The organism is Micromonospora globbae (genome assembly GCF_003610785.1).
Taxonomy (GTDB): domain Bacteria; phylum Actinomycetota; class Actinomycetes; order Mycobacteriales; family Micromonosporaceae; genus Micromonospora; species Micromonospora globbae.
This window is the reverse complement of sequence record NZ_RAQQ01000007.1, coordinates 30803-51663: the sequence shown is the minus strand read 5'-3', so window position 1 is coordinate 51663 and position 20861 is coordinate 30803. Positions and strand designations below refer to the sequence as shown.

Annotated in this window: 19 protein-coding genes; 18 read left to right on the top strand and 1 reads right to left on the bottom strand. The window is 74.3% G+C overall.

Annotation, left to right across the window (positions count from 1 at the left end):
- Positions 1–11 precede the first annotated feature (11 nt).
- From rimP to D7I43_RS11370, 18 genes are all read left to right on the top strand, one after another.
- On the top strand, positions 12–683 hold the full coding sequence (rimP, locus tag D7I43_RS11455) for a ribosome maturation factor RimP (RefSeq protein ID WP_120328441.1): 672 nt from the start codon (positions 12–14) through the stop codon (positions 681–683).
- A complete protein-coding gene (gene nusA, locus D7I43_RS11450) occupies positions 680–1723 on the top strand; it encodes a transcription termination factor NusA (protein WP_120328440.1) in 1044 nt (347 codons plus the stop codon). The genes rimP and nusA overlap by 4 nt, the downstream gene beginning before the upstream one ends.
- Before the next feature lie 15 nt (positions 1724–1738).
- On the top strand, positions 1739–2071 hold the full coding sequence (locus D7I43_RS11445; protein WP_120328439.1) for a YlxR family protein: 333 nt from the start codon (positions 1739–1741) through the stop codon (positions 2069–2071).
- Positions 2072–2164: 93 nt separating this feature from the next.
- Positions 2165–5146, top strand: coding sequence for a translation initiation factor IF-2 (gene infB, locus D7I43_RS11440; protein WP_120328438.1), 2982 nt, complete (start codon positions 2165–2167; stop codon positions 5144–5146).
- Between the two features lie 91 nt (positions 5147–5237).
- On the top strand, positions 5238–5531 hold the full coding sequence (locus tag D7I43_RS11435; protein WP_120328437.1) for a DUF503 domain-containing protein: 294 nt from the start codon (positions 5238–5240) through the stop codon (positions 5529–5531).
- 151 nt (positions 5532–5682) lie between these two features.
- Entirely contained in the window at positions 5683–6165 is a 483-nt protein-coding gene (gene rbfA / locus D7I43_RS11430; protein ID WP_120328644.1) for a 30S ribosome-binding factor RbfA, read from the top strand.
- A 29-nt stretch (positions 6166–6194) separates the two neighbouring features.
- Positions 6195–7235 carry a DHH family phosphoesterase gene (locus D7I43_RS11425; protein ID WP_120328436.1) on the top strand — a complete coding sequence of 347 codons (1041 nt, stop codon included), beginning with the start codon at positions 6195–6197 and terminating at the stop codon, positions 7233–7235.
- Between the two features lie 73 nt (positions 7236–7308).
- A complete protein-coding gene (locus D7I43_RS11420; RefSeq protein WP_120328435.1) occupies positions 7309–7716 on the top strand; it encodes a hypothetical protein in 408 nt (135 codons plus the stop codon).
- Positions 7716–7925 carry a DUF6186 family protein gene (locus D7I43_RS11415; RefSeq protein WP_192902132.1) on the top strand — a complete coding sequence of 70 codons (210 nt, stop codon included), beginning with the start codon at positions 7716–7718 and terminating at the stop codon, positions 7923–7925. Before D7I43_RS11420 ends, D7I43_RS11415 begins: the two co-directional genes overlap by 1 nt.
- A 490-nt stretch (positions 7926–8415) precedes the next feature.
- Positions 8416–8961: an AAA family ATPase gene (locus tag D7I43_RS11410; protein WP_240032917.1), complete on the top strand. Its 546-nt coding sequence runs from the start codon at positions 8416–8418 to the stop codon at positions 8959–8961.
- Positions 8962–9217: 256 nt separating this feature from the next.
- The gene (locus D7I43_RS11405; RefSeq protein WP_120328432.1) at positions 9218–10543 is read left to right on the top strand and encodes an MATE family efflux transporter; all 1326 of its coding nucleotides are present in this window, start codon (positions 9218–9220) and stop codon (positions 10541–10543) included.
- Positions 10544–10611: 68 nt separating this feature from the next.
- Complete coding sequence (gene truB, locus D7I43_RS11400; RefSeq protein WP_240032930.1) at positions 10612–11454, top strand: tRNA pseudouridine(55) synthase TruB; 843 nt, start codon at positions 10612–10614, stop codon at positions 11452–11454.
- A 79-nt stretch (positions 11455–11533) separates the two neighbouring features.
- A complete protein-coding gene (locus tag D7I43_RS11395) occupies positions 11534–12463 on the top strand; it encodes a bifunctional riboflavin kinase/FAD synthetase (protein ID WP_120328430.1) in 930 nt (309 codons plus the stop codon).
- A gap of 272 nt (positions 12464–12735) precedes the next feature.
- Positions 12736–13005: a 30S ribosomal protein S15 gene (gene rpsO / locus D7I43_RS11390; protein ID WP_120328429.1), complete on the top strand. Its 270-nt coding sequence runs from the start codon at positions 12736–12738 to the stop codon at positions 13003–13005.
- A 224-nt stretch (positions 13006–13229) separates the two neighbouring features.
- The gene (locus D7I43_RS11385) at positions 13230–15605 is read left to right on the top strand and encodes a polyribonucleotide nucleotidyltransferase (protein ID WP_120328428.1); all 2376 of its coding nucleotides are present in this window, start codon (positions 13230–13232) and stop codon (positions 15603–15605) included.
- Between the two features lie 134 nt (positions 15606–15739).
- Positions 15740–17086, top strand: a complete 1347-nt coding sequence (locus D7I43_RS11380) for a M16 family metallopeptidase (protein ID WP_420870197.1) — start codon at positions 15740–15742, stop codon at positions 17084–17086.
- 109 nt (positions 17087–17195) lie between these two features.
- The gene (gene dapB, locus D7I43_RS11375) at positions 17196–17972 is read left to right on the top strand and encodes a 4-hydroxy-tetrahydrodipicolinate reductase (RefSeq protein ID WP_420870196.1); all 777 of its coding nucleotides are present in this window, start codon (positions 17196–17198) and stop codon (positions 17970–17972) included.
- A gap of 160 nt (positions 17973–18132) precedes the next feature.
- Entirely contained in the window at positions 18133–18615 is a 483-nt protein-coding gene (locus tag D7I43_RS11370; protein WP_120328425.1) for a GNAT family N-acetyltransferase, read from the top strand.
- Positions 18616–18713: 98 nt separating this feature from the next.
- Here D7I43_RS11370 and D7I43_RS11365 read toward each other — a convergent pair whose 3' ends face one another.
- Positions 18714–20834 (bottom strand): amylo-alpha-1,6-glucosidase, encoded by a 2121-nt coding sequence (locus tag D7I43_RS11365; protein WP_120328424.1) that lies wholly within the window; start codon positions 20832–20834, stop codon positions 18714–18716.
- Positions 20835–20861 lie beyond the last annotated feature (27 nt).

Below are 20861 nucleotides of genomic sequence, written 5' to 3'. Positions count from 1 at the left end.
GAGGGTGCGAGATGACGCAGCGTGGCCGTGCCACCAGGTCGACGGGGCGGCCCCGCGGCGGGGAGCGCCCCGGCGGTGGCGACCTCGCCACCCGGCGCAAGCGGCTGCGGGACGTGATCGAGCCCGTGGTCACCGAGTCCGGCTACGACCTCGAGGACCTCTCCGTCTCCCGTGCCGGGCGGCGGCACGTGGTGCGGGTGATCGTCGACGCCGACGGCGGGGTCAACCTGGACGCCGTCGCCGACGTCTCCCGCGCGGTCTCGTCCGCGCTCGACGCCGCCGAGGAGGCCGGCGGCGACATCGTCGCGGGGGAGTACCAGCTGGAGGTCAGCTCGCCGGGCGTGGACCGGCCGCTCACCCTGCCCCGGCACTGGCGGCGCAACGTCGGCCGGCTGGTCAAGGTGACCACCCGCGCCGCGGCCGCCCCCGAGCAGCGCGGCGGGCAGCCCGCCGGCGACCGTCAGATCACCGGTCGGATCGTCGCGGCCGACGACGAGCGCGTCGTGCTGGAGACCGACGGCGACCGCACGGAATGGACCTACGCCGAACTCGGCCCCGGACGGGTGCAGATCGAGTTCAGCCGCCTCGACGAGATCGAGGAGACCGACGAGGTCGGTGATGCCGGTGGGGCCGGTGATCCCGACGACTTCGACGACGAAGATGTGGAGGACGAGGAGAGGTGAACATCGACCTCGCGGCGCTGCGCGCACTGGAGCGCGAGCGGGAGATCCCGTTCGACACGATCCTCGCGGCGATCGAGACCGCGCTGCTGACCGCGTACCGGCACACCGAGGGCGCCGAGCCGCACGCACGGGTGGAGATCGACCGCAAGTCCGGCGCGGCCTCGGTGTACGCGCAGGAACTGGACGACGAGGGCGGCGTGGTGCGGGAGTGGGACGACACCCCGCACGACTTCGGCCGCATCGCCGCCATGACCGCCAAGCAGGTGATCCTCCAGCGGCTGCGGGAGGCCACCGACGAGGCGCACTTCGGCGAGTACGTCGGCCGCGACGGCGACCTGGTCACCGGTGTGGTGCAGGCGCACGAGGCGCGGGCCGAGAAGGGCATCGTGAGCGTCGACCTCGGCAAGCTCGAGGGCGTCCTGCCGCAGTCCGAGCAGGTGCCGGGCGAGCGGTACGTGCACGGCGAGCGCATCCGCTGCGTCGTGGTGCACGTGGCCAAGGGGGCGCGTGGCCCGCAGATCACCCTGTCCCGGTCCCACCCGGCGCTGGTGAAGAAGCTCTTCGCGCTGGAGGTTCCGGAGATCGCCGACGGCACCGTGGAGATCGGTGCGATCGCGCGTGAGGCAGGTCACCGTACGAAGATCGCCGTGCGCTCGACCGCTCCGGGGGTCAACGCCAAGGGCGCCTGCATCGGCCCGATGGGTCAGCGGGTCCGGGCCGTCATGAGCGAACTGCACGGCGAGAAGATCGACATCATCGACTGGTCGGACGACCCCGCCACCTTCGTCGGCAACGCGTTGTCGCCGGCCAAGGCGCTGCGCGTCGAGGTCGTCGACCTGGCCAGCCGGACCGCCCGGGTGACCGTCCCGGATTTCCAGCTCTCGCTGGCGATCGGCCGGGAAGGGCAGAACGCCCGGTTGGCGGCCCGGTTGACCGGTTGGCGCATCGACATCCGTTCCGACGCCGAGCAGAACGCGCCGACGGGCCGGAGCGGAGCTGATCACGTGCCGGAGCCGGGCGGCGCGATCTCCGGCAGCTAGGGGTAGACTTTCTCAGTGGCACGACGCGCGCGGCCGGAGCGCACCTGTGTGGGCTGTCGGCGGCGAGCGCCGGCCGGCGAACTGCTGCGGGTCGTGGCGGTCGGCGACGAGGCTGGCTACAGCCTCAGGCCCGATCCGGCCCGCAGACTGCCGGGTCGGGGGGCGAACATGCACCCGGATCCGGCCTGCTTCGCGCTGGCGGTGCGGCGCCGCGCCTTCGGGCGTGCGTTGCGCGTCACCGGGGTCCTCGATCACGGTGAGCTCGCGGAGCACATCGATGCGCCAACCACGACGTCCGGTCAACCCGATCGGGCGCGGGTCGCTAGCAAGGTAGGACGACCGACATGAGCACACGATGAAGTCGCAGAAATGACCAGGCTTCAAGTGCACGAGTGAGGTCGCTGCGGGTGCTGCCCGCACGACCTCGGAGTGAGGAGTGCAGTGGCAGGTAAGGCCCGCGTACACGAGCTCGCGAAGGAGCTCGGGGTCGAAAGCAAGACCGTTCTCGCCAAGCTCAAGGAGATGGGCGAGTTCGTGAAATCCGCGTCCAGCACCGTCGAGGCGCCCGTCGCCCGACGGCTGCGCAGCGCGTTCGTCCAGTCGGCCGGTTCGGCGGCTCCGGCCGCCCCGCCGGCGGCCGCTCCGGCACCGGCCCCGACTCCGACGCCGTCGCCCGCCCCGGGTGCGCCCCGGGTCTCGGCCAAGCCCATGCCGCCGCGGCGGCCGGGCGCGCCGACGCCCGGACCGAAGCCCAAGGGCCCGGTGCCGGGTCCGCCGCAGTCCGCGACCCCGGTCGCGAAGCCGGCGAGCGCCCACGACATCGAGGTGGCGGCCGCGGAGGCACGGGCCGCCGCCCTCAAGGCTGAGCAGGAGGCCGCGGTCAAGGCCGCGCAGGCCGCCCGCCAGCAGCAGCGGGAGACCACCCGCCGGGAGCCCCCGGCGGAGGGTGGTCCCCGTCCCGGCCCGCGGCCGGGTCCGGGCACCGTGCCGCCCCGACCGGGTACCCCGGCCGCCGGTCGTCCCGGCGCGCCGACCCCGGGTCCGGGTGCGCGTACGGGTGCCCGCCCGCCGGCGCGCGGCGCCGGCAACAACCCGTTCGGCATCTCCGGTGGCCAGCAGCAGCGTCCGCCGGCGGCCGGCGGGGGCGGTCCGCGGCCCAGCCCGGCGGGCATGCCGCCGCGGCCGAGCCCGGCCTCGATGCCGCCCCGGCCGAGCCCGGCGTCCATGCCGAGCCAGCGCCCCGGTCGCCCCGGCGGCCCGGGTGCCGGCCGTCCCGGTGGCGGCGCGGGTCGTCCCGGTGGCGGCGGCGGTGGTTTCCGCGGCGGTCCCGGTGGCGGTGGCGGCGGCGGTGGTTACCGCGGCGGTCCCGGCGGCGGTGGCGGCGGCGGTGGTTACCGCGGTGGCCCCGGTGGCGGTGGCGGCGGCGGTTTCCGGCCGGGCGCGCCGGCCGGTGGCGCCGGTCGTCCCGGTGGCGGCGGTCGTGGCCGCGGTGGCGGTGCCGCTGGCGCCTTCGGGCGTCCGGGTGGCAAGCCGACCCGTGGCCGCAAGTCCAAGAAGCAGCGCAGACAGGAGTTCGACAACCTGTCGGCCCCGACCATGAGCTCGGGTGCTCCCCGGGGTCAGGGTCAGGTCGTCCGGCTCTCCCGTGGCGCCTCGCTGTCGGACTTCGCCGACAAGATCAACGCCAACCCGGGTTCGCTGGTCCAGGAGATGTTCAACCTGGGCGAGATGGTCACGGCGACCCAGTCCTGCTCTGACGACACCCTGCTGCTGCTGGGTGAGCACCTCGGCTTCAACGTGCAGATCGTCAGCCCGGAGGACGAGGACCGCGAGCTGCTCGCGCAGTTCAACATCGACCTCGACGCCGAGGTGGCGGAGGACCGCCTGGTCAGCCGTCCGCCGGTGGTGACCGTCATGGGTCACGTCGACCACGGTAAGACCAAGCTGCTCGACGCGATCCGCAAGGCGAACGTGGTGGCCGGCGAGGCGGGTGGCATCACCCAGCACATCGGCGCCTACCAGGTCCACGTCCCGCACGAGGGCGAGGACCGGGCGATCACGTTCATCGACACCCCGGGTCACGAGGCGTTCACCGCCATGCGTGCCCGTGGTGCCCAGGTCACCGACATCGTGATCCTGGTGGTCGCGGCCGACGACGGCGTGATGCCGCAGACGATCGAGGCGCTCAACCACGCCAAGGCGGCGGACGTCCCGATCGTGGTGGCGGTCAACAAGATCGACAAGCCGGAGGCCAACCCGGACAAGGTGCGCCAGCAGCTGACCGAGTACGGCCTGGTCGCCGAGGAGTACGGCGGCGACACCATGTTCGTCAACGTGGCCGCCAAGCCGGGCATCGGCATCGAGGACCTGCTCGAGGCCGTCCTGCTGACCGCCGACGCGTCGCTGGAGCTGACCGCTCCCGTGGACGGGCCGGCGCAGGGTGTGGCCATCGAGGCGCACCTGGACAAGGGCCGCGGTGCGGTGGCGACGGTGCTCGTGCAGAAGGGCACCCTGCGGGCGGGCGACTCGATCGTCGCCGGTGGGGCGCACGGCCGGGTCCGCGCGATGCTCGACGAGAACGGCAACCAGGTCGCCGAGGCGGGCCCGTCCCGTCCGGTGATGGTGCTCGGTCTGACCGCGGTGCCGGGAGCGGGTGACACGTTCCTGGCTGCCGAGGACGACCGCACGGTGCGCCAGATCGCTGAGCAGCGGCAGGCGCGGCGGCGGGCGGCGGCGTTCGCCAACTCCCGTGGCCGGGCGACCCTCGAGACGCTCATGGAGCAGCTCAAGGAGGGCGAGAAGACCTCGCTCAACCTGGTGCTCAAGGGCGACGTCTCCGGTTCCGTGGAGGCCCTCGAGGACGCGCTGTTCAACCTCGACATCCCCGAGGAGGTCCAGCTCAGGATCATCCACCGGGGCGTCGGTGCGATCACCGAGAGCGACGTCATGCTCGCGAGCGCATCGACCGAGGCGGTCACGATCATCGGCTTCAACGTGCGGGCCTCCAACAAGGTCCGGGAGATCGCCGACCGCGAGGGCGTGGAGATCCGGTACTACACCGTCATCTACCAGGCCATCGAGGAGATCGACGCCGCCCTCAAGGGGCTGCTCAAGCCGGAGTACGAGGAGGTCGAGCTCGGCACCGCGGAGATCCGCGACGTGTTCCGCTCGTCCAAGATCGGCAACATTGCCGGTTGCATCGTGCGCTCCGGTCTCATCCGCCGCAACGCGAAGGCGCGTCTGCTGCGGGACGGGGCGGTCGTGGCGGACAATCTCACGATCAACTCGCTGAAGCGGTTCAAGGACGACGCCACGGAGGTCCGGGAGGGCTTCGAGTGTGGTCTGACCCTGGGTGGGTTCAACAACATCCAGGTCGGCGACATCATCGAGACCTTCGAGATGCGGGAGAAGCCGCGCGCCTGATCCCGCGGTGACAACGCTGGTCAAGGGGTTTACGCCGAACGGCGTAAACCCCTTGATCATGCGGGGGCCACGGCGGGTATCGTCCGGGGCGATGTTCACCGGAACCGTGGTCTTCGACCTGCTGCTGCCGGGCGACTCCCGGTCGCTCAAGGCCAAGAGGTCGTACGTACGCCCGATCGTGGCGGCGCTGCGCCGCTTCGAGGTCTCCGCCGCCGAGGTGGGGGCGCTCGACCTGCACGGCCGCGCCCAGATCGGGGTGGCCGTGGTGGCCGCCGAGGCGGCACACGTCCGTGAGGTGCTGGACTCCTGCGAGCGTCTGGTCGCCGCGCGTCCGGAGATCGAGTTGCTGTCGGTCCGGCGCCGGCTCCACGGCGAGGACGACTGAGCCGGGCTGCCGCCCGGTCGGTGGCGCCGCGCCGGCACCGCGCACCGGGCGAGCCCGCGCGGGTAGTGTTCGAGATGTTGGCCGGCCCCGCCGGCGGCGCCCCGCGTCGTCGCGTCCGGGCCGGGAGCGGGACACCGTGGAGGTGGCGGAGATGACGGATCCGGCCAAGGTACGCCGGCACGCGGAGCGGGTGCGCGAACTGGTCGCGTCGGTGGTGCGGAGCCAGATCAAGGACCCGCGGCTCGGCATGATCACCATCACGGACGCCCGGATCACCGCCGACCTGCGCGACGCCACGGTCTTCTACACCGTCCTCGGTGACGCCGCGGCGCAGGCGGGCACGGCCGCCGCCCTGGAGAGCGCGAAGGGCATGCTGCGCAGCACCGTGGGCAAGGCCCTCGGGCTGCGCCACTCGCCGACGCTGACCTTCGTCCTCGACGACGTGCAGGACCAGGTCAAGCACATCGACGACCTGCTCGCGGCGGCCCGTAACGCCGACGCCGAGGTGCAGCGGCTCGCCGCGAACGCCCGGTACGCCGGCGACGCCCAGCCGTACCGGCTGGACGAGAGCGACACCGAGGACGAGAACGAGGACGAGGACGACAACCCGCCCGCGGGCGGGGACCGGCGGTGAGCGGACCGGCTGGACCGGCCGGCAGTGTCATGGAGGCCGGCCCGGTCGACTCCGGCCCGACCGACGGCGACTGGGCCGCCGCCGAGGCGCTGCTGCGCGGCCTGTCGTCCGACGCGCGGGTGCTGCTGATCTGCCACGTGAACCCGGACGGGGACGCGCTCGGCAGCATGCTCGGCTTCGGGCTGGGCCTGCGGCGCCTCGGCGTACGCGGGCTGCAGGCGACCTTCCCGGGGCCGCCGGAGGTTCCCGAGCCGTTCCGCGGCCTGCCGGGGCTCGACCTGCTCGTCCCGGCCGCCGAGGCGTACCCCGATCCGGACCTGGTGATCTGCTTCGACGCGGCGAGCGAGTCCCGCCTCGGCGACCTCGTCGACCGGCTGGAGCGGGCCGGCGCGGCCCTGGTGCTCGACCACCACGCCTCGAACACCCGGTTCGGCGGTGTGAACCTGGTCGACCCGCGTGCCGCGGCCACCTCCGTGGTCGCCGAGCAACTGCTCACCCGGCTGGGCGTACCGCTGGACGCCGGCATCGCCGAGTGCCTCTACGTGGCGCTCACCACCGACACCGGCTCGTTCCGGTTCGAGGCGACCACCCCGGCGGTGCACGAGATGGCCGCCCGACTGCTCGCCACCGGCATCCGCCCCGGCGACATCAGCCGGCGCGTCTTCGACACCCGGCCGTTCGGTGCGGTGCGGCTCTTCGGCGAGGCGCTCGGCCGGGCCCGGCTGGAGCCGGCCGCGGCCGGCGGCCGGGGACTGGTCTGGACGTGGGCGGGCCTGGACGACCTGGCGCGCCACGGCCAGCGGCCGTACGTGCTGGAGGCGCTCATCGACTCGGTGCGCTGCACGGCCGAGGCGGACGTGAGCTGCGTGGTGAAGCAGACCGCCCCGGACGAGTGGGCGGTCTCGCTGCGCAGCAAGGGCGCTGTCGACGTGAGCCGGGTCGCCGTCGCGCTGGGCGGCGGCGGGCACCGGTTCGCCGCCGGGTTCACCGGCCACGGCACCGTCGACGAGATCGTCGACCGGATCCGCGCGCACCTCGACGGGGCGGTCATCGGGTCCGTCACCGGCTGACGGGCCGGAGTTCCGGGTCGGATCCGGGTCACGCGGGCTTTCCGCGTCCGGTGGGTGCGGGGAGAATTGCCGGATGGAGCAGCCCCACGACCTCACCGTCGAGGCGCCCCGCGCCTGGGACCGTCCCGCCGTCTCGGTGCCCGTACTGATCTGCCTCTCACTCGTGGGCGGGAGGTTCGCCTCGTTCTCCACGGAGGCCAACCTCTACACCCTCGGCACCGGCGGGGTGCTGATCTGGCTCGGTCTCAGCAACCGCGTACCCCGTCGGCCGGCGCCGGCCCGGCTCGGCGCCGGCGCGGCGTGGTGGGCGCTGCCGGTGGTGGTCTTCGGCGTCTTCGAGGGGGCCACCTTCGTGCTGTCCGTGGGTGACGAGTTCCCCACCTTCTCCCGGCTGGCCGACCCCCTGCTGGAGGATCAGCTGGTCCGGTCGGCCGCCTGGTTCGCCTGGCTGTCCGCCTTCTGGGGACTGGTGCGGCGATGATGCGGGCGCTCGCCATCGGCGGCTTCCTCACCGCCCTGGCGCTCTTCGCCGCCGTCGAGTGGCTGGCCCGGCGCGAGGGCTCGCGGATACCGACCCTCGGCGAGGTCTGCGCGTACGTCATGCGGTACGAGGTGGGCTCGGTGCCGGTGGGCAGGATCGGACTCTTCGGTTTCTGGTGGTGGCTGGGCTGGCACTTCCTGGCGCGCTGACGGCGCGGTCCCCGCTGTCCAGATGACGGGAACCCCACGCGGAGCGGGTGACTGAACGCTAATTTGGGAAACGGCCGGCGCCGTATCGGCGCAGGTCGTGGGGGTGGTGCCGCACCCAGCTCCGCCTCCCTCCAGGGTCGACAGACCCGGGCTCACGCCGCCCTGCCGGCCGCTCCGGTGACCCCGGACCGCCCAGGTGGCGCCCCGAACGACCGCCCGTGAGTGCCGCCGACCGCCGGCGGCTCGCGTCCCTGGAAGGGAACACGCCATGTCGAGCAAGCCCACCAAGCCCGAGACCACCGACGAGGCCCGCGAGCAGGCCCGCCGCGCGCTGCAGACGTCGATGGACACGCGCCAGTGAGCCGTACCGAACGGCGGTGACGCCGCCGACGCCATGCGCCGACCGCGTCACCGCCCGCGGGGCGCGGACCCCCTGACCCGCATCCGGTGTCCGTCTCCCGCCGCGCCGTTCGGGCGCCAGGATCGGCCGGTGCGCCGGATCCTCGTCGTCGGCAGCGCCGGCGCCGGCAAGACCACCCTCGCCCGGGAGATCGCCCGTCGGCTCGACCTCCCGGTGATCCACCTCGACGGGCACTACTGGCGGCCCGGCTGGACGCCGCCCGACGAGACCGAATGGCGGGAGAGCGTCGCTCGCCTCGTGGCCCGGCCCGCCTGGGTCATGGACGGCAACTACGGCGGCAGCCTCGACCTTCGACTGCCCCGCGCCGACCTGCTCGTCTTCTGCGACCTGCCCCGGCTGCTCTGCCTGCGCCGGGTGCTGCGCCGCCGCTGGGCCCACCGCGCCGCCCGCGGCACCGTCCCCCGCCCCGACCTGCCGGCCGGCTGCCCGGAGCGGGTCGACCGTGAGTTCCTGCGTTACGTGTGGCGGTACCCGCGCCGTTCCCGGCCTCGACTGCTCGCCGCCGTCGCGTCGTCCGTACCCGCGCTTCCGGTGGTCCGGCTACGCACCACCGCCGAGGTCCGCCGCTTTGTCGACACCCTGCCCACCGCGCCGCCCGGTCCGAGCGTGCGGTAGGGCGGGCGCCCACGTCCGGGCGTGGCGGGGTGGCGGCATGTGTGGCGTCGGACCTGCCTGGTTCCGGCCGGGCCCGCCGCGCGGCTGAGTCGTCCACGACATCACCTCCACAGCGTCGTCGCCCCCGGCCCGCAGCCACGCCACCGACGCCGTCAGGGCCGGTCGCGGGGCTCCGGCACCGCCGTCGCCAGGCACCGATCGGTAAGCTATCAGGCCGCTTGCGTTCCTTACGCGGCTCGTGTCAGGATCGGCGGCGATGACGCAGACCGCCCCTACCACCGCCCCGCCCGCGGGAGCGCGCCGGATCGCCGCGCTGGCGCTGCCGGCCCTCGTCGTGCTCGCCGCCGAGCCGCTGTACGTGCTGGTCGACACGGCCGTCGTCGGGCACCTCGGCCGGGTCCCGCTGGCCGCGCTCGCCGTGGGCGGCACGGTCATGACGCTCACCGCGTGGCTCGGCACCGTGGTGGCGTACGGCACCACCGGCCGCTCGGCGCGCCGCTTCGGCGCCGGCGACCGGGCCGCCGCGGTGGCCGAGGGGGTGCAGGCGTCCTGGCTCGCGTTCGGCGTGGGCGTGCTCGTGGCGGTCGCCATGCAGCTCGGCGGCGGGGTGCTGGCGCGTACGCTCGTCGGCGGCCCCGGCGAGGTGGCCGAGGCCGCCGCGCAGTGGCTGCGGATCGCGGCGCTCGGCGCTCCCGGCCTGCTGCTCGCGGCCGCCGGCAACGGCTGGCTGCGCGGCATCCAGGACACCCGCCGGCCGTTGCTGTTCGTGCTCGGCCCCAACCTGCTCTCCGCGTTGCTCTGCCCGCTGCTGGTCTACCCGGCGGGGCTCGGCCTCACCGGTTCGGCCATCGCCAACGCGACCGCCCAGACGCTCGGCGGCGTGCTCTTCGCGGCGGCCCTGGCCGCCGAGCGGGTCCCGCTGCGGCCCCGGCCCCGGCTGATCCGCCAGCAGCTGGTGCTCAGCCGTGACCTGCTCATCCGTGGCGCGGCCTTCCAGGCGAGCTTCCTCTCGGCGACCGCCGTGGCGTCCCGCTTCGGCGCGGCGGCGGTCGGCGCCCACCAGATCGCGCTGCAGCTGTGGTTCTTCACGGCGCTGGTCCTCGACGCGCTGGCGATCGCCGCGCAGTCCCTGGTCGGCGCCGCGCTCGGGGCCGGCGACGACGAGGGCGCCCGGGCCCTGGCCCGCCGCATCGGCCTGCTCGGCGGGGCCTGCGGGGTCGCCTTCGCGGTGCTGATCGCGGCCGGCGCGGGCGTCGTGCCGTCCTGGTTCAGTTCCGACCCGCTGGTGCGCGAGCAGGCCATGGTGGCGTGGCCGTGGTTCGTCGCGATGCAGCCGCTGGCCGGGGTGGTCTTCGCCCTGGACGGCGTGCTGATCGGCGCCGGTGACGTCCGCTACCTGCGCAACCTCACCGTGACGGCGGCGCTGGGCGGGTTCCTCCCGGCGATCTGGCTGGCCTACGGGCTCGACCTCGGTCTGGGCGGGATCTGGGCCGGGCTCACGCTGTTCGTCGTGCTCCGCCTCGTCGCGCTCCTCCTGCGGCTGCGCAGTGGCGGCTGGGTCGTGGTCGGCGCGGTCCGCTGACCGGGCGTCTGGCAGGCTAGGCGGTCGTGAGCGCAGACGGACTGATCGTCGTGGACAAGCCCGGCGGCATGACCTCGCACGACGTGGTGGCGCGGATCCGGCGGCTGGCCCGGACCCGGCGGGTGGGTCACGGCGGCACCCTCGACCCGATGGCCACCGGGGTGCTGGTGATCGGGGTGGGCCGCGCGACCCGGCTGCTCACGTACGTGATCGGGGCGGGAAAGAGCTACACGGCCACCGTCCGACTGGGTCAGGCGACCGTCACCGACGACGCCGAGGGAGACGTGATCCGCACCACCCCGGCGGGGCACCTGACCGACGCGGCCATCCGGGACGCGCTCGCCGCGCTGACCGGGGAGATCGACCAGGTGCCGAGCGCGGTGAGCGCCATCAAGATCAACGGCCAGCGGGCGTACAAGCGGGTGCGCGAGGGCGAGAGCGTGGAACTGCCGGCCCGCCGGGTGACCGTCTCCCGGCTGGAGCTGCTCGCCGTACGGCGGGACGAGCCCGACGTCGTCGACGTGGACATCGACGTGACCTGCTCGTCCGGCACGTACGTCCGGGCGCTCGCCCGGGACGCCGGTCTCGCGCTCGGGGTCGGCGGTCACCTGACCGCGCTGCGGCGTACCGCCGTGGGTGGCTTCACCCTCGGCGAGGCCGCCACCCTCGACGAGCTGGAGCGGCGCGCGCCGGAGGTGGTGACGCTGCCGCTCGCCGCGGCGGCGGACCGGCTCTTCCCGCGCCGCGACGCGACGGCCGCGGAGGCCGCCGTGCTCTCGCACGGTGGGCCGCTGGACCCGGCCGGGATCGCCGGGCCGTACGCCGTCTTCGACCCGTCCGGCGGCCTGATCGCTATCGTCAGCGAGCGGGAGGGCCGGGCCCGCGCGGAGATCGTGCTGGCGCCGGCGTGAGGTGCCCGCCGGCGTGGCCGGCGGGCACGGTCGTGGGCCGGGCGGTGGGGACCCGGTGACAGAACAGGGGAGGAGCGGCATGCAGCGGTGGCGGGGGTACGACGCGGCACCCGGCGGGTGGGGGCGGTCCGTCGTCACCATCGGCGTCTTCGACGGCGTGCACCGGGGGCACCAGGCGACCATCGGCCACACGGTCGCCCGGGCGCGGGAGCTGGGCCTGCAGTCGGTGGTGGTGACCTTCGACCCGCACCCGGCCGAGGTGGTACGCCCCGGGTCGCACCCGGCCGTGCTCACCGAGCCGGCCCGCAAGGCCGAGCTGATCGAGGCGCTCGGCGTCGACGTGCTCTGCGTGGTGCCGTTCACGCCCGAGTTCTCCCGGCTGTCGCCCGAGGCGTTCGTGCACGACGTGCTGGTCGAGCACCTGCACGCCGCGCAGGTCGTGGTGGGCGGCAACTTCCGGTTCGGGCACCGGGCCGCCGGTGACGTGGCGCTGCTGGAACGCCTGGGCCGCACGTTCGGCTTCGCGGTGGAGGGCGCCCCGCTGGTGGCCTCCGAGGGCACCGTCTTCTCCTCGACGTACATCCGCTCCTGTGTGGACGCCGGTGACGTCGGCGCCGCGGCGGCCGCGCTGGGCCGGCCGCACCGGGTGGAGGGCGTGGTGGTCCGGGGCGACCAGCGCGGGCGCGAGCTGGGCTTCCCCACCGCCAACCTGCTCTGTCACCGGTACGCGGCGATCCCCGCCGACGGCGTCTACGCGGCCCGGCTGGTGCGCCGGGGCCAGCGGGAGCCACTGATGGCGGCCGTCTCCGTCGGCACCAACCCCACCTTCTCCGGTCGGGAACGGCGGGTGGAGGCGTACGCCCTGGACTTCGACGGCGACCTCTACGGCGAGCGGCTGGCGCTGGACTTCGTGGCGCACCTGCGCGGCCAGGTCCGGTACGACTCGGTCGAACCGCTGATCGCCCAGATCCGCCAGGACGTCGAGCGGACCCGCGCGGCGCTCGCCTGACCCCGCCTGGGTGCGCTCCCACCCCTGCTGGCCGACCCGCCGGCGCGGCCGCCCGCCAACCGGGACGTCGTGGCGGGCGCGCCCCACGGCGTCGCCACGCTGCCCTTGACCGGGCGGCAGCGGCGACGGCTGGTAGTCTGGCGGGGACGTCGGATGACCGACGGGGGGCCTCGCGTGCCTGCTCGACGCCGCGGGTGCGAGGTGCCGGTCCGGATTCGGTCCCATGGACCGACGACGGACACCAGTGACCAACCCATCGAAACAGGGAGAACATGGCGCTCGACCAGGACACCAAGGCCAAGATCCGCGCCGAGTACGCGACCCACGAGGGCGACACCGGTTCGCCCGAGGTGCAGGTCGCGGTCCTCACGAAGCGGATCGCCGAGCTCACCGAGCACCTGAAGGTGCACAAGCACGACCACCACAGCCGCCGTGGGCTGCTGCTGCTGGTCGGCCGTCGCCGTCGGCTGCTCAACTACGTCCAGAAGAAGGACATCAACCGCTACCGGTCGCTCATCGAGCGGCTCGGTCTGCGCCGGTGACGTGACGGGGGAGTGGCCATCCGGCCGCTCCCCCGTTCCCGCGCCACAGGAAGAGAACAGGGCAGCGCGACCACCCGAGCAGGGAGCCGGTCAGCGTACCGGTCTCCGGTAGTGGCCCCCGGGCACCCGGCATCCGCCGACCCCGGGCGCTTCGATCGAAGACCGGCCGTCTGAGCAGCTCCCCGCGTCGCGAGCCCCCCGATGCGAAGGAGCACGACCGCACCATGACCGAGACCAGACTCGGCACCGAATCCCGCACCGCCGTGATCGACAACGGGGCCTTCGGCACCCGTGAGATCACCTTCTCCACCGGCCGTCTCGCCCGTCAGGCCGCCGGCTCCGTCGTCGCCCAGCTCGGCGACACCGTCGTCCTCTCCGCCACCACGGCCAGCAAGCAGCCGCGGGAGCAGTTCGACTTCTTCCCGCTCACCGTGGACGTGGAGGAGCGGATGTACGCCGCGGGCCGGATCCCCGGCTCGTTCTTCCGCCGCGAGGGCCGCCCCAGCGAGGACGCGATCCTCACCTGCCGGCTGATCGACCGGCCGCTGCGCCCGTCGTTCGTCAAGGGCCTGCGCAACGAGGTGCAGATCGTCGAGACCGTCCTCGCGCTCGACCCGCAGCACCCGTACGACGTGGTGGCCATCAACGCCGCCTCGATGTCGACGAAGCTCTCCGGCCTGCCGTTCTCCGGCCCGATCGGTGCGACCCGGATGGGCCAGATCGACGGCCAGTGGGTCGCCTTCCCGACCCACGAGGAGCTGGCCCGCGCCACCTTCGACATGGTGGTGGCCGGCCGCGTCCTGCCCGACGGCGACGTCGCGATCATGATGGTCGAGGCCGAGGCCACCGAGCACACCGTGGCGCTGGTCGCCGGCGGGGCGACCGCCCCCACCGAGGAGGTCGTGGCCAGCGGCCTGGAGGCCGCCAAGCCGGCCATCCGTGAGCTGTGCCGGGCGCAGAGCGAGCTGGCCGACGTGGCCGCCAAGCCGGTCGTCGAGTTCCCGATCTTCCTCGACTACGCCGACGACGCCTACGAGGCGGTGGCCGAGCTGGCCCGCGCCGACGTGGCCGAGGCGCTGAAGATCGCCGGCAAGGCCGACCGCGAGGAGGCCCTGGACCGGATCCGGACCCGGGTCGCCGAGGAGCTCGGCCCCCGCTTCGAGGGCCGGGAGAAGGAGCTGGGCGCCGCCTTCCGGTCGCTGACCAAGGCGGAGGTCCGCAGCCGGGTTCTGCGCGAGCAGGTCCGCATCGACGGCCGGGGCCCGCGCGACATCCGTCCGCTGACCGCCGAGGTCGGCGTGCTGCCCCGGGTGCACGGCTCGGCGCTCTTCGAGCGCGGCGAGACCCAGATCCTGGGCGTCACCACGCTCAACATGCTGCGCATGGAGCAGGCGCTGGACACGCTCTCCCCGGAGAAGTCCAAGCGCTACATGCACAACTACAACTTCCCGCCGTACTCGACCGGTGAGACCGGCCGGGTCGGCTCGCCGAAGCGGCGCGAGATCGGCCACGGCGCGCTCGCCGAGCGGGCGCTCATCCCCGTGCTGCCCTCGCGCGAGGAGTTCCCGTACGCCATCCGCCAGGTCTCCGAGGCGATCGGCTCCAACGGCTCCACCTCGATGGGCTCGGTCTGCGCCTCGACGCTGGGCCTGCTCTCCGCCGGTGTGCCGCTGAAGGCGCCGGTGGCCGGCATCGCCATGGGCCTCATCTCCGACGAGGTCGACGGCAAGACCCAGTACGTGACGCTGACCGACATCCTCGGCGCCGAGGACGCCTTCGGCGACATGGACTTCAAGGTCGCCGGCACCCGGGACTTCGTGACCGCGCTCCAGCTTGACACCAAGCTCGACGGCATCCCGTCGGACGTGCTGGCGGCCGCGCTCCAGCAGGCCCACGAGGCTCGGCAGACCATCCTCGACGTGATGCAGGCGGCCATCGAGGGCCCGGCCGCGATGAGTGACTACGCACCGCGGGTCACCACCGTGAAGATCCCGGTCGACAAGATCGGCATGGTGATCGGCCCGAAGGGCCAGACCATCAACGCCATCCAGGACGAGACCGGCGCCGAGATCTCCATCGAGGACGACGGCACCATCTACGTCGGCGCGACCAACGGCCCGTCCGCCCAGGCGGCCGTGGAGCGGATCAACGCGATCGCCAACCCGACCCTGCCGAAGGTCGGCGACCGGTTCCTCGGCACGGTGGTCAAGACGGCCGCGTTCGGCGCGTTCGTCTCGCTGCTGCCCGGCCGGGACGGCCTGCTGCACATCTCGAAGGTGGGCGACGGCAAGCGGGTCGAGAAGGTCGAGGACTTCCTCAACGTGGGTGACCGCATCGAGGTGGAGATCGCCGACATCGACCAGCGCGGCAAGATCTACCTGGACAAGGTCCGGCCCGAGGGCGCCGAGGCGCCCGCCGGTGCCACGGAGGCGCCGGAGGCCGCCGCCGGTGGCGAGCGCCCCGCCGGCCGCGACCGCGGCGACCGGGGCCCGCGCGACCGCGGTGACCGGGAGCGCGGCGGACGCGGCCCGGAGCGCGGCGAGGGTGGCGAGGGCGGCGGCGAGTCCCGCCCGCCGCGCCGCCGGACCCGGCACAGCTGATCACCGACCGGCCGGCCGGTGCCCCGACGGGCGCCGTCCGGCCGGTTCGTCCGTACCACCCACCCCTCGTCGAAGTGAGAGCAGATTTCGTGAGTCGGGCCGTGCGTTCGCCTTTCCCTGCGGATCGACGGGGGGTGGCGCCGTCCCGGCCCGCACGCTCCGGTGGCCCCGGCCGGGCGGTGACCCGGACGATCAGCGACGACCCGCTGGGCGGCACGGTGCGGCGTACGGTGCTGCCCAGCGGCCTCCGCGTGCTCACCGAGGCGATCCCCGCGATGCGCAGCGTGTCGTTCGGCGTCTGGGTGGCGGTCGGCTCCCGCGACGAGAGCGGCCCGCAGTCCGGGGCCGCGCACTTCCTGGAGCACCTGCTCTTCAAGGGCACCCGCAAGCGCAGCGCGCTGGAGATATCCTCGGCGATCGAGGCGGTGGGCGGCGAGACGAACGCCTTCACCACCAAGGAGTACACCTGCTACTACGCGCGGGTGCTCGACGAGGACCTGCCGCTGGCCATCGACGTGATGTGCGACCTCGTCGCCGACTCGGTGCTGGAACCGGCGGACGTGGAGACCGAGCGTGGCGTGATCCTCGAGGAGATCGCCATGCACGACGACGAGCCCGGTGACGAGGTGCACGACCTCTTCGCCCGGGCCGTCTACGGCGACCACCCGCTGGGCCGCCTGATCTCGGGCACCGAGGAGACGGTGACCCCGATGACCCGGCGTCAGATCCAGGGCTTCTACCGGCGGCACTACACCCCACCGCAGATCGTCGTGGCGGCCGCCGGCAACCTCGACCACGCGGCGGTGGTCAAGATGGTCCGGCAGGCCCTGCGCGGCACCCCGCTGGACACCGACCCGGCGGCGCCGGCCCCGCACCGCGCCGCCACCCCGGCCGTACGCACGCGGCCCGCCACGACCCTCGTCGAGCCCAAGGAGACCGAGCAGGCCCACGTCATCCTCGGCTGCCCGGGCATCGACCGCACCGACGAGCGCCGGTTCGCGCTCGGGGTGCTCAACAACGTGCTGGGCGGCGGCATGTCGAGCCGCCTGTTCCAGGAGATCCGCGAGCAGCGCGGCCTCGCGTACTCGGTCTACTCCTACGCGAGCCAGTACGCCGACACCGGCCTCTTCGCCGTCTACGCCGGCTGCGCGCCCGGCAAGGTGGACGAGGTGCTGGAGCTCACCCGCGCCGAGCTGGCCCGGGTGGCCGCCGACGGGCTGACCGACGCCGAGGTGGCCCGGGGCAAGGGCATGTCGAAGGGCTCGTTCGTGCTCGGCCTGGAGGACACCGGCTCGCGGATGAGCCGGCTGGCCAAGGGGGAGCTGCTCTACGGCGACCTGATGCCCGTGGACGAGCTGCTGGCGCGGGTGGACGCGGTGACCGTCGAGGACGTCAACGCCCTCGCCGCCGACCTGCTCGGCCGACCGATGTCCCTGGCCGTGGTCGGCCCGTTCGACACGAGCGACTTCACGACCCCCTGACCCCACCCGCGGCACCCCGGGCCCGCCGTGCCCGTCGGGGCGCCGCGCCGGGTGGACCTGGGCGGCCGGGGCGTGGTCCCGGGGTGGACGGCGTCCCGGTTGGGATAGGTTGTGCCCCGTGACTGACCAGCAGGAGAGGAACCCGGCCGAGCCGCTGCGCGTCGGCGTCCTGGGTGCCCGGGGCCGCATGGGTGTCGAGGTCTGCAAGGCGGTCGACGCCGCCACCGACATGGAACTCGTCGCGACGATCGACCAGGGCGACGGGTTGGACGCGGCGTCCGGCGCCGAGGTGGTCGTGGACTTCACCACCCCCGACGTGGTCATGGACAACCTGCGCTGGTGCATCGACCAGGGCATCAACGCGGTGGTCGGCACGACCGGCTTCACCGAGGAGCGGCTGGAGCAGGTGCGGGGCTGGCTGGCGGGCAAGCCCGACGTCGGCGTGGTGATCGCGCCCAACTTCGGCATCGGGGCGGTGCTCATGATGCAGTTCGCGGCGCGCGCCGCCCGGCACTTCGAGTCGGTCGAGATCATCGAGCAGCACCACCCGCGCAAGCTCGACGCTCCCAGCGGTACGGCGACCCACACCGCCCGGCAGATCGCCCGCGCCCGGGCCGAGGCCGGCCTGGGCCCGGTGCCCGACGCCACGAAGGACGAGGTGCCCGGCGCCCGGGGCGCCGAGATCGACGGGATCCGTGTGCACGCCGTACGCGCCACCGGGCTCGTCGCGCACCAGGAGGTGCTCTTCGGCACCACGGGCGAGACGCTGACCATCCGGCACGACTCGTACGACCGGGCCTCGTTCATGCCGGGCGTGCTGCTGGCCGTGCGGGAGGTGCGCCACCGGCCCGGCCTCACCGTGGGCCTGGACGCCCTGCTCGACTGACGGCGCGGCGGCCCGGCGGCCCGGCGGCGCGATGGCGCGGCGGCCCGGCGGCGTGGCGGCGCGATGGCGCGGCGGCCCGGCGGCGTGGCGGCGCGTTGGGGCGGTGGGGTGGCGCGGAAAGCCGGTCGCCGGTTGGCCGGGTGCCCCCTAGGCTGCCCGGATGATCGATGCGGGAGGCCGTGACCGGGACGGACGCGCCATCACCCTGCGCCCCGTCGACGACGACAACTGGCGGGCGGTGGCCGACGTCGCGCCCCGGGACGACCAGCGTGCCTGGGTGCCTGCCCTGGCCGCCCGGTACCTGCTGCTCAGCATGCGGACCGGGGTGTGGACGTCGCTCGCGGTGTACGCGGACGAGACCGTCGTGGGGCACGTCATGTGGGGCGTGGACGACGACGGCTCGCACTGGATCGGCGGCATGATGATCGACGCCGCCGAGCAGGGCCGGGGGATCGGCCGGGCGACCGTGGCCACCCTGGCGGGTTGGCTCGCGGCGCGGGAGGGCAACCCGCCGGTACGGCTGTCGTACCACCCGGCGAACACGGCCGCCGCCGCCCTCTACACGGCCCTCGGCTTCCGCCCGACGGGAGCGATGGAGGACGACGAGGTGGTCACCGAACTCACCCTCCCCGAGCCCCGGTGATCATGAAGTTGTTGTCGCGACACGCCGAGGCGGGCGACAACAACCTCATGATCGACGAGGTCCGGCGTCGGCCGGGTGGCCGCTGGGGACCGGCGGGGTCAGGCCTTGGTGGGGTGGTCGGTGGGGGACCGGCGGGGGGTGGGGACGGACGGCGTCGGCGGGACCACGGTCAGGTCGGCCGGGAGGCCGGTGACGGTGGGGTGGCCGGCACGGTCCACGGTGACCGCCACCCGGGCGCCGGCCACCGTCAGGTGCTCCGCCGCGACCGCGCCCAGTTCCGGGCCGGCCAGCGGCGCGAGCCGGACCGTGCCGCCGGGCACGTCGGGGTAGAGCCCGGCGGCCGCCTGGAGCAGCAGCACGGCCCCGGCCGCGGCCCACGCCTGCGGGTGGCACGCCGCCGGGTACGGCGTGGGCCGGCCGAGCAGCGACCGGTCGTCCCCGCCGTACAGCTCGGGCAGGCGGTAGTCGAACGCCTCGGCCGCGCCGAGCAGCCCGTCGGCCAGGCCGAGCGCGGCCTCCCGGAATCCGGCCCGGGCCAGGTTGGCGAGCACGATGGCCGTGTCGTGGGTCCAGATCGACCCGCAGTGGTACGACAGCGGGCTGAACCCGGCGTCGTCGGTGGACATGGTGCGCAGCCCGAACCCGCCGGCCAGCGCCTCGGTCCGCAGCAACCGGGCCACCTGCGCCTCCTCCTCGCCGCTGAGCAGGCCGGTGCCGACGAGGTGGCCGATGTTGCTGGTCAGCGAGTCGACCGGCCGCTTGTCCCGGTCCAGCGCGAGTGCCGGTTGCGGCCCGTACGGCCCGTCGACCCAGAACGCCGCCCGGAACCGGCCGGCCAGCTCCTCGGCGTACGCGCGCCAGCGGTCCCCGCCCGGGCGGCCGAACGCGTCCAGCAGGGCGGCCCCGTTGACGGCGGCCTCGTGGGCGTACCCCTGGACCTCGGCGAGCACGATCGGCGGCGCGGCGAGGCGGCCGTCGCGGAACCGGACGGCGTCCCCGGAGTCCTTCCAGCCCTGGTTGGCGAGGCCGTGCCCGGTGCTGTCGACGTACTCGACGAGCCCGTCGCCGTCGGCGTCGGCGTGCGCGGCGAGCCAGTTCAGGGCCGCCTCCAGGTGCGGTAGCAGCGGCTCGACCTCGTGCGCCGGGAGGCCCCAGCGCCAGGCGTCGTGCAGCAGGTTGATCCAGAGCATGGTGGCGTCGACCGTGCCGTAGTACGCGGGCGGCAGCCGCAGCCCGGCGCCCGGGGCGAACTCGTGGCGGCGCAGTTCGTGCAGGATCTTGCCGGGCGCCTCGCCGGTGGCGGGGTCGACCCGGACACCCTGCCGGCGCGCGAGCACCCGGAGCGTGCCGGCGGCCAGGTCGGTGCCGAGGGGCAGCATCATCCGGGCGGCCCAGAGGCTGTCCCGCCCGAAGAGCGTGAGGAACCAGGGCACCCCGGCGCCGAGGAAGACGTCGTGCGGCGCGCCCGTCTCGGCCAGCCGGAGGCCGCGCAGGTCGTCCAGGCTGCGGTCGAGGAGACGGACCAACCGCCGGTCGTCGGCGCGCAGGGCGGGCCGGGACCAGGTGGGCTCGCCGGGCGGGCAGACGACCACGGCGCGCGGGTCGTCGACGGCGAGCCGCCAGCGCAGCACCGCCTCGCCGCGGGGTGGCAGCGCGACCGGCCAGCTCAGCCGGGGCGTGGTGGCCCGGTCGCCGCTGGCCTCGGCCGTGGCGCCCTCGCCGGTCGCCGTGACCGTGATGCCGGCCGCCGACCAGACCAACTGGCCGGGCTCGCCGCTCTTGGCGGGCAGCGGTTCGGTCGTGCCGCCGGACTTGACGACCTCGATGGGGGCCAGGTCGCAGCCGAGGTCGACGCTGACGGTGGCGCGTACGGCCGTGGCCGCCGTGGAGACGACCCGCATCTCCTCGGTGAGCCCGCGCGGGGTGACCCGGCGGAGCCGTTCGACGCGGACGGTCGGGTCGGCGCCCGGGTCGCCGAGCCACCGCGCCAGTCCGACGAAGCGGACGCCGTGCGGGCCGGCGGGCCCCCGGGTCAGTCCCTCCGGTTCCTGGTCGTCGACCCGCAGTTCGGCCCGGGAGAGCACCCGGGCGTCGGCGTGGAAGACGCCCTGGACCCCGGTCGGGCGGATCTGCCCGGCCGCGTCCCCCAGCGCGCTCGTGGGGGCGAGGACGGCCCCCACCAGTTCGTGCAGCAGGGGTTGCAGGTGGCGTTCGGTCACGATGGGGCTCCAGATCCTGTAGCTGAG

Coding starts and splice junctions, on each gene's coding strand:
- rimP (WP_120328441.1), top strand. CDS start 12: ATGACGCAGCGTGGCCGTGCCACCAGGTCGACGGGGCGGCCCCGCGGC.
- D7I43_RS11435 (WP_120328437.1), top strand. CDS start 5,238: ATGTTCACCGGAACCGTGGTCTTCGACCTGCTGCTGCCGGGCGACTCC.
- rbfA (WP_120328644.1), top strand. CDS start 5,683: ATGACGGATCCGGCCAAGGTACGCCGGCACGCGGAGCGGGTGCGCGAA.
- D7I43_RS11425 (WP_120328436.1), top strand. CDS start 6,195: ATGGAGGCCGGCCCGGTCGACTCCGGCCCGACCGACGGCGACTGGGCC.
- D7I43_RS11420 (WP_120328435.1), top strand. CDS start 7,309: ATGGAGCAGCCCCACGACCTCACCGTCGAGGCGCCCCGCGCCTGGGAC.
- D7I43_RS11415 (WP_192902132.1), top strand. CDS start 7,716: ATGCGGGCGCTCGCCATCGGCGGCTTCCTCACCGCCCTGGCGCTCTTC.
- D7I43_RS11405 (WP_120328432.1), top strand. CDS start 9,218: ATGACGCAGACCGCCCCTACCACCGCCCCGCCCGCGGGAGCGCGCCGG.
- truB (WP_240032930.1), top strand. CDS start 10,612: ATGACCTCGCACGACGTGGTGGCGCGGATCCGGCGGCTGGCCCGGACC.
- D7I43_RS11395 (WP_120328430.1), top strand. CDS start 11,534: ATGCAGCGGTGGCGGGGGTACGACGCGGCACCCGGCGGGTGGGGGCGG.
- rpsO (WP_120328429.1), top strand. CDS start 12,736: ATGGCGCTCGACCAGGACACCAAGGCCAAGATCCGCGCCGAGTACGCG.
- D7I43_RS11385 (WP_120328428.1), top strand. CDS start 13,230: ATGACCGAGACCAGACTCGGCACCGAATCCCGCACCGCCGTGATCGAC.
- D7I43_RS11370 (WP_120328425.1), top strand. CDS start 18,133: ATGATCGATGCGGGAGGCCGTGACCGGGACGGACGCGCCATCACCCTG.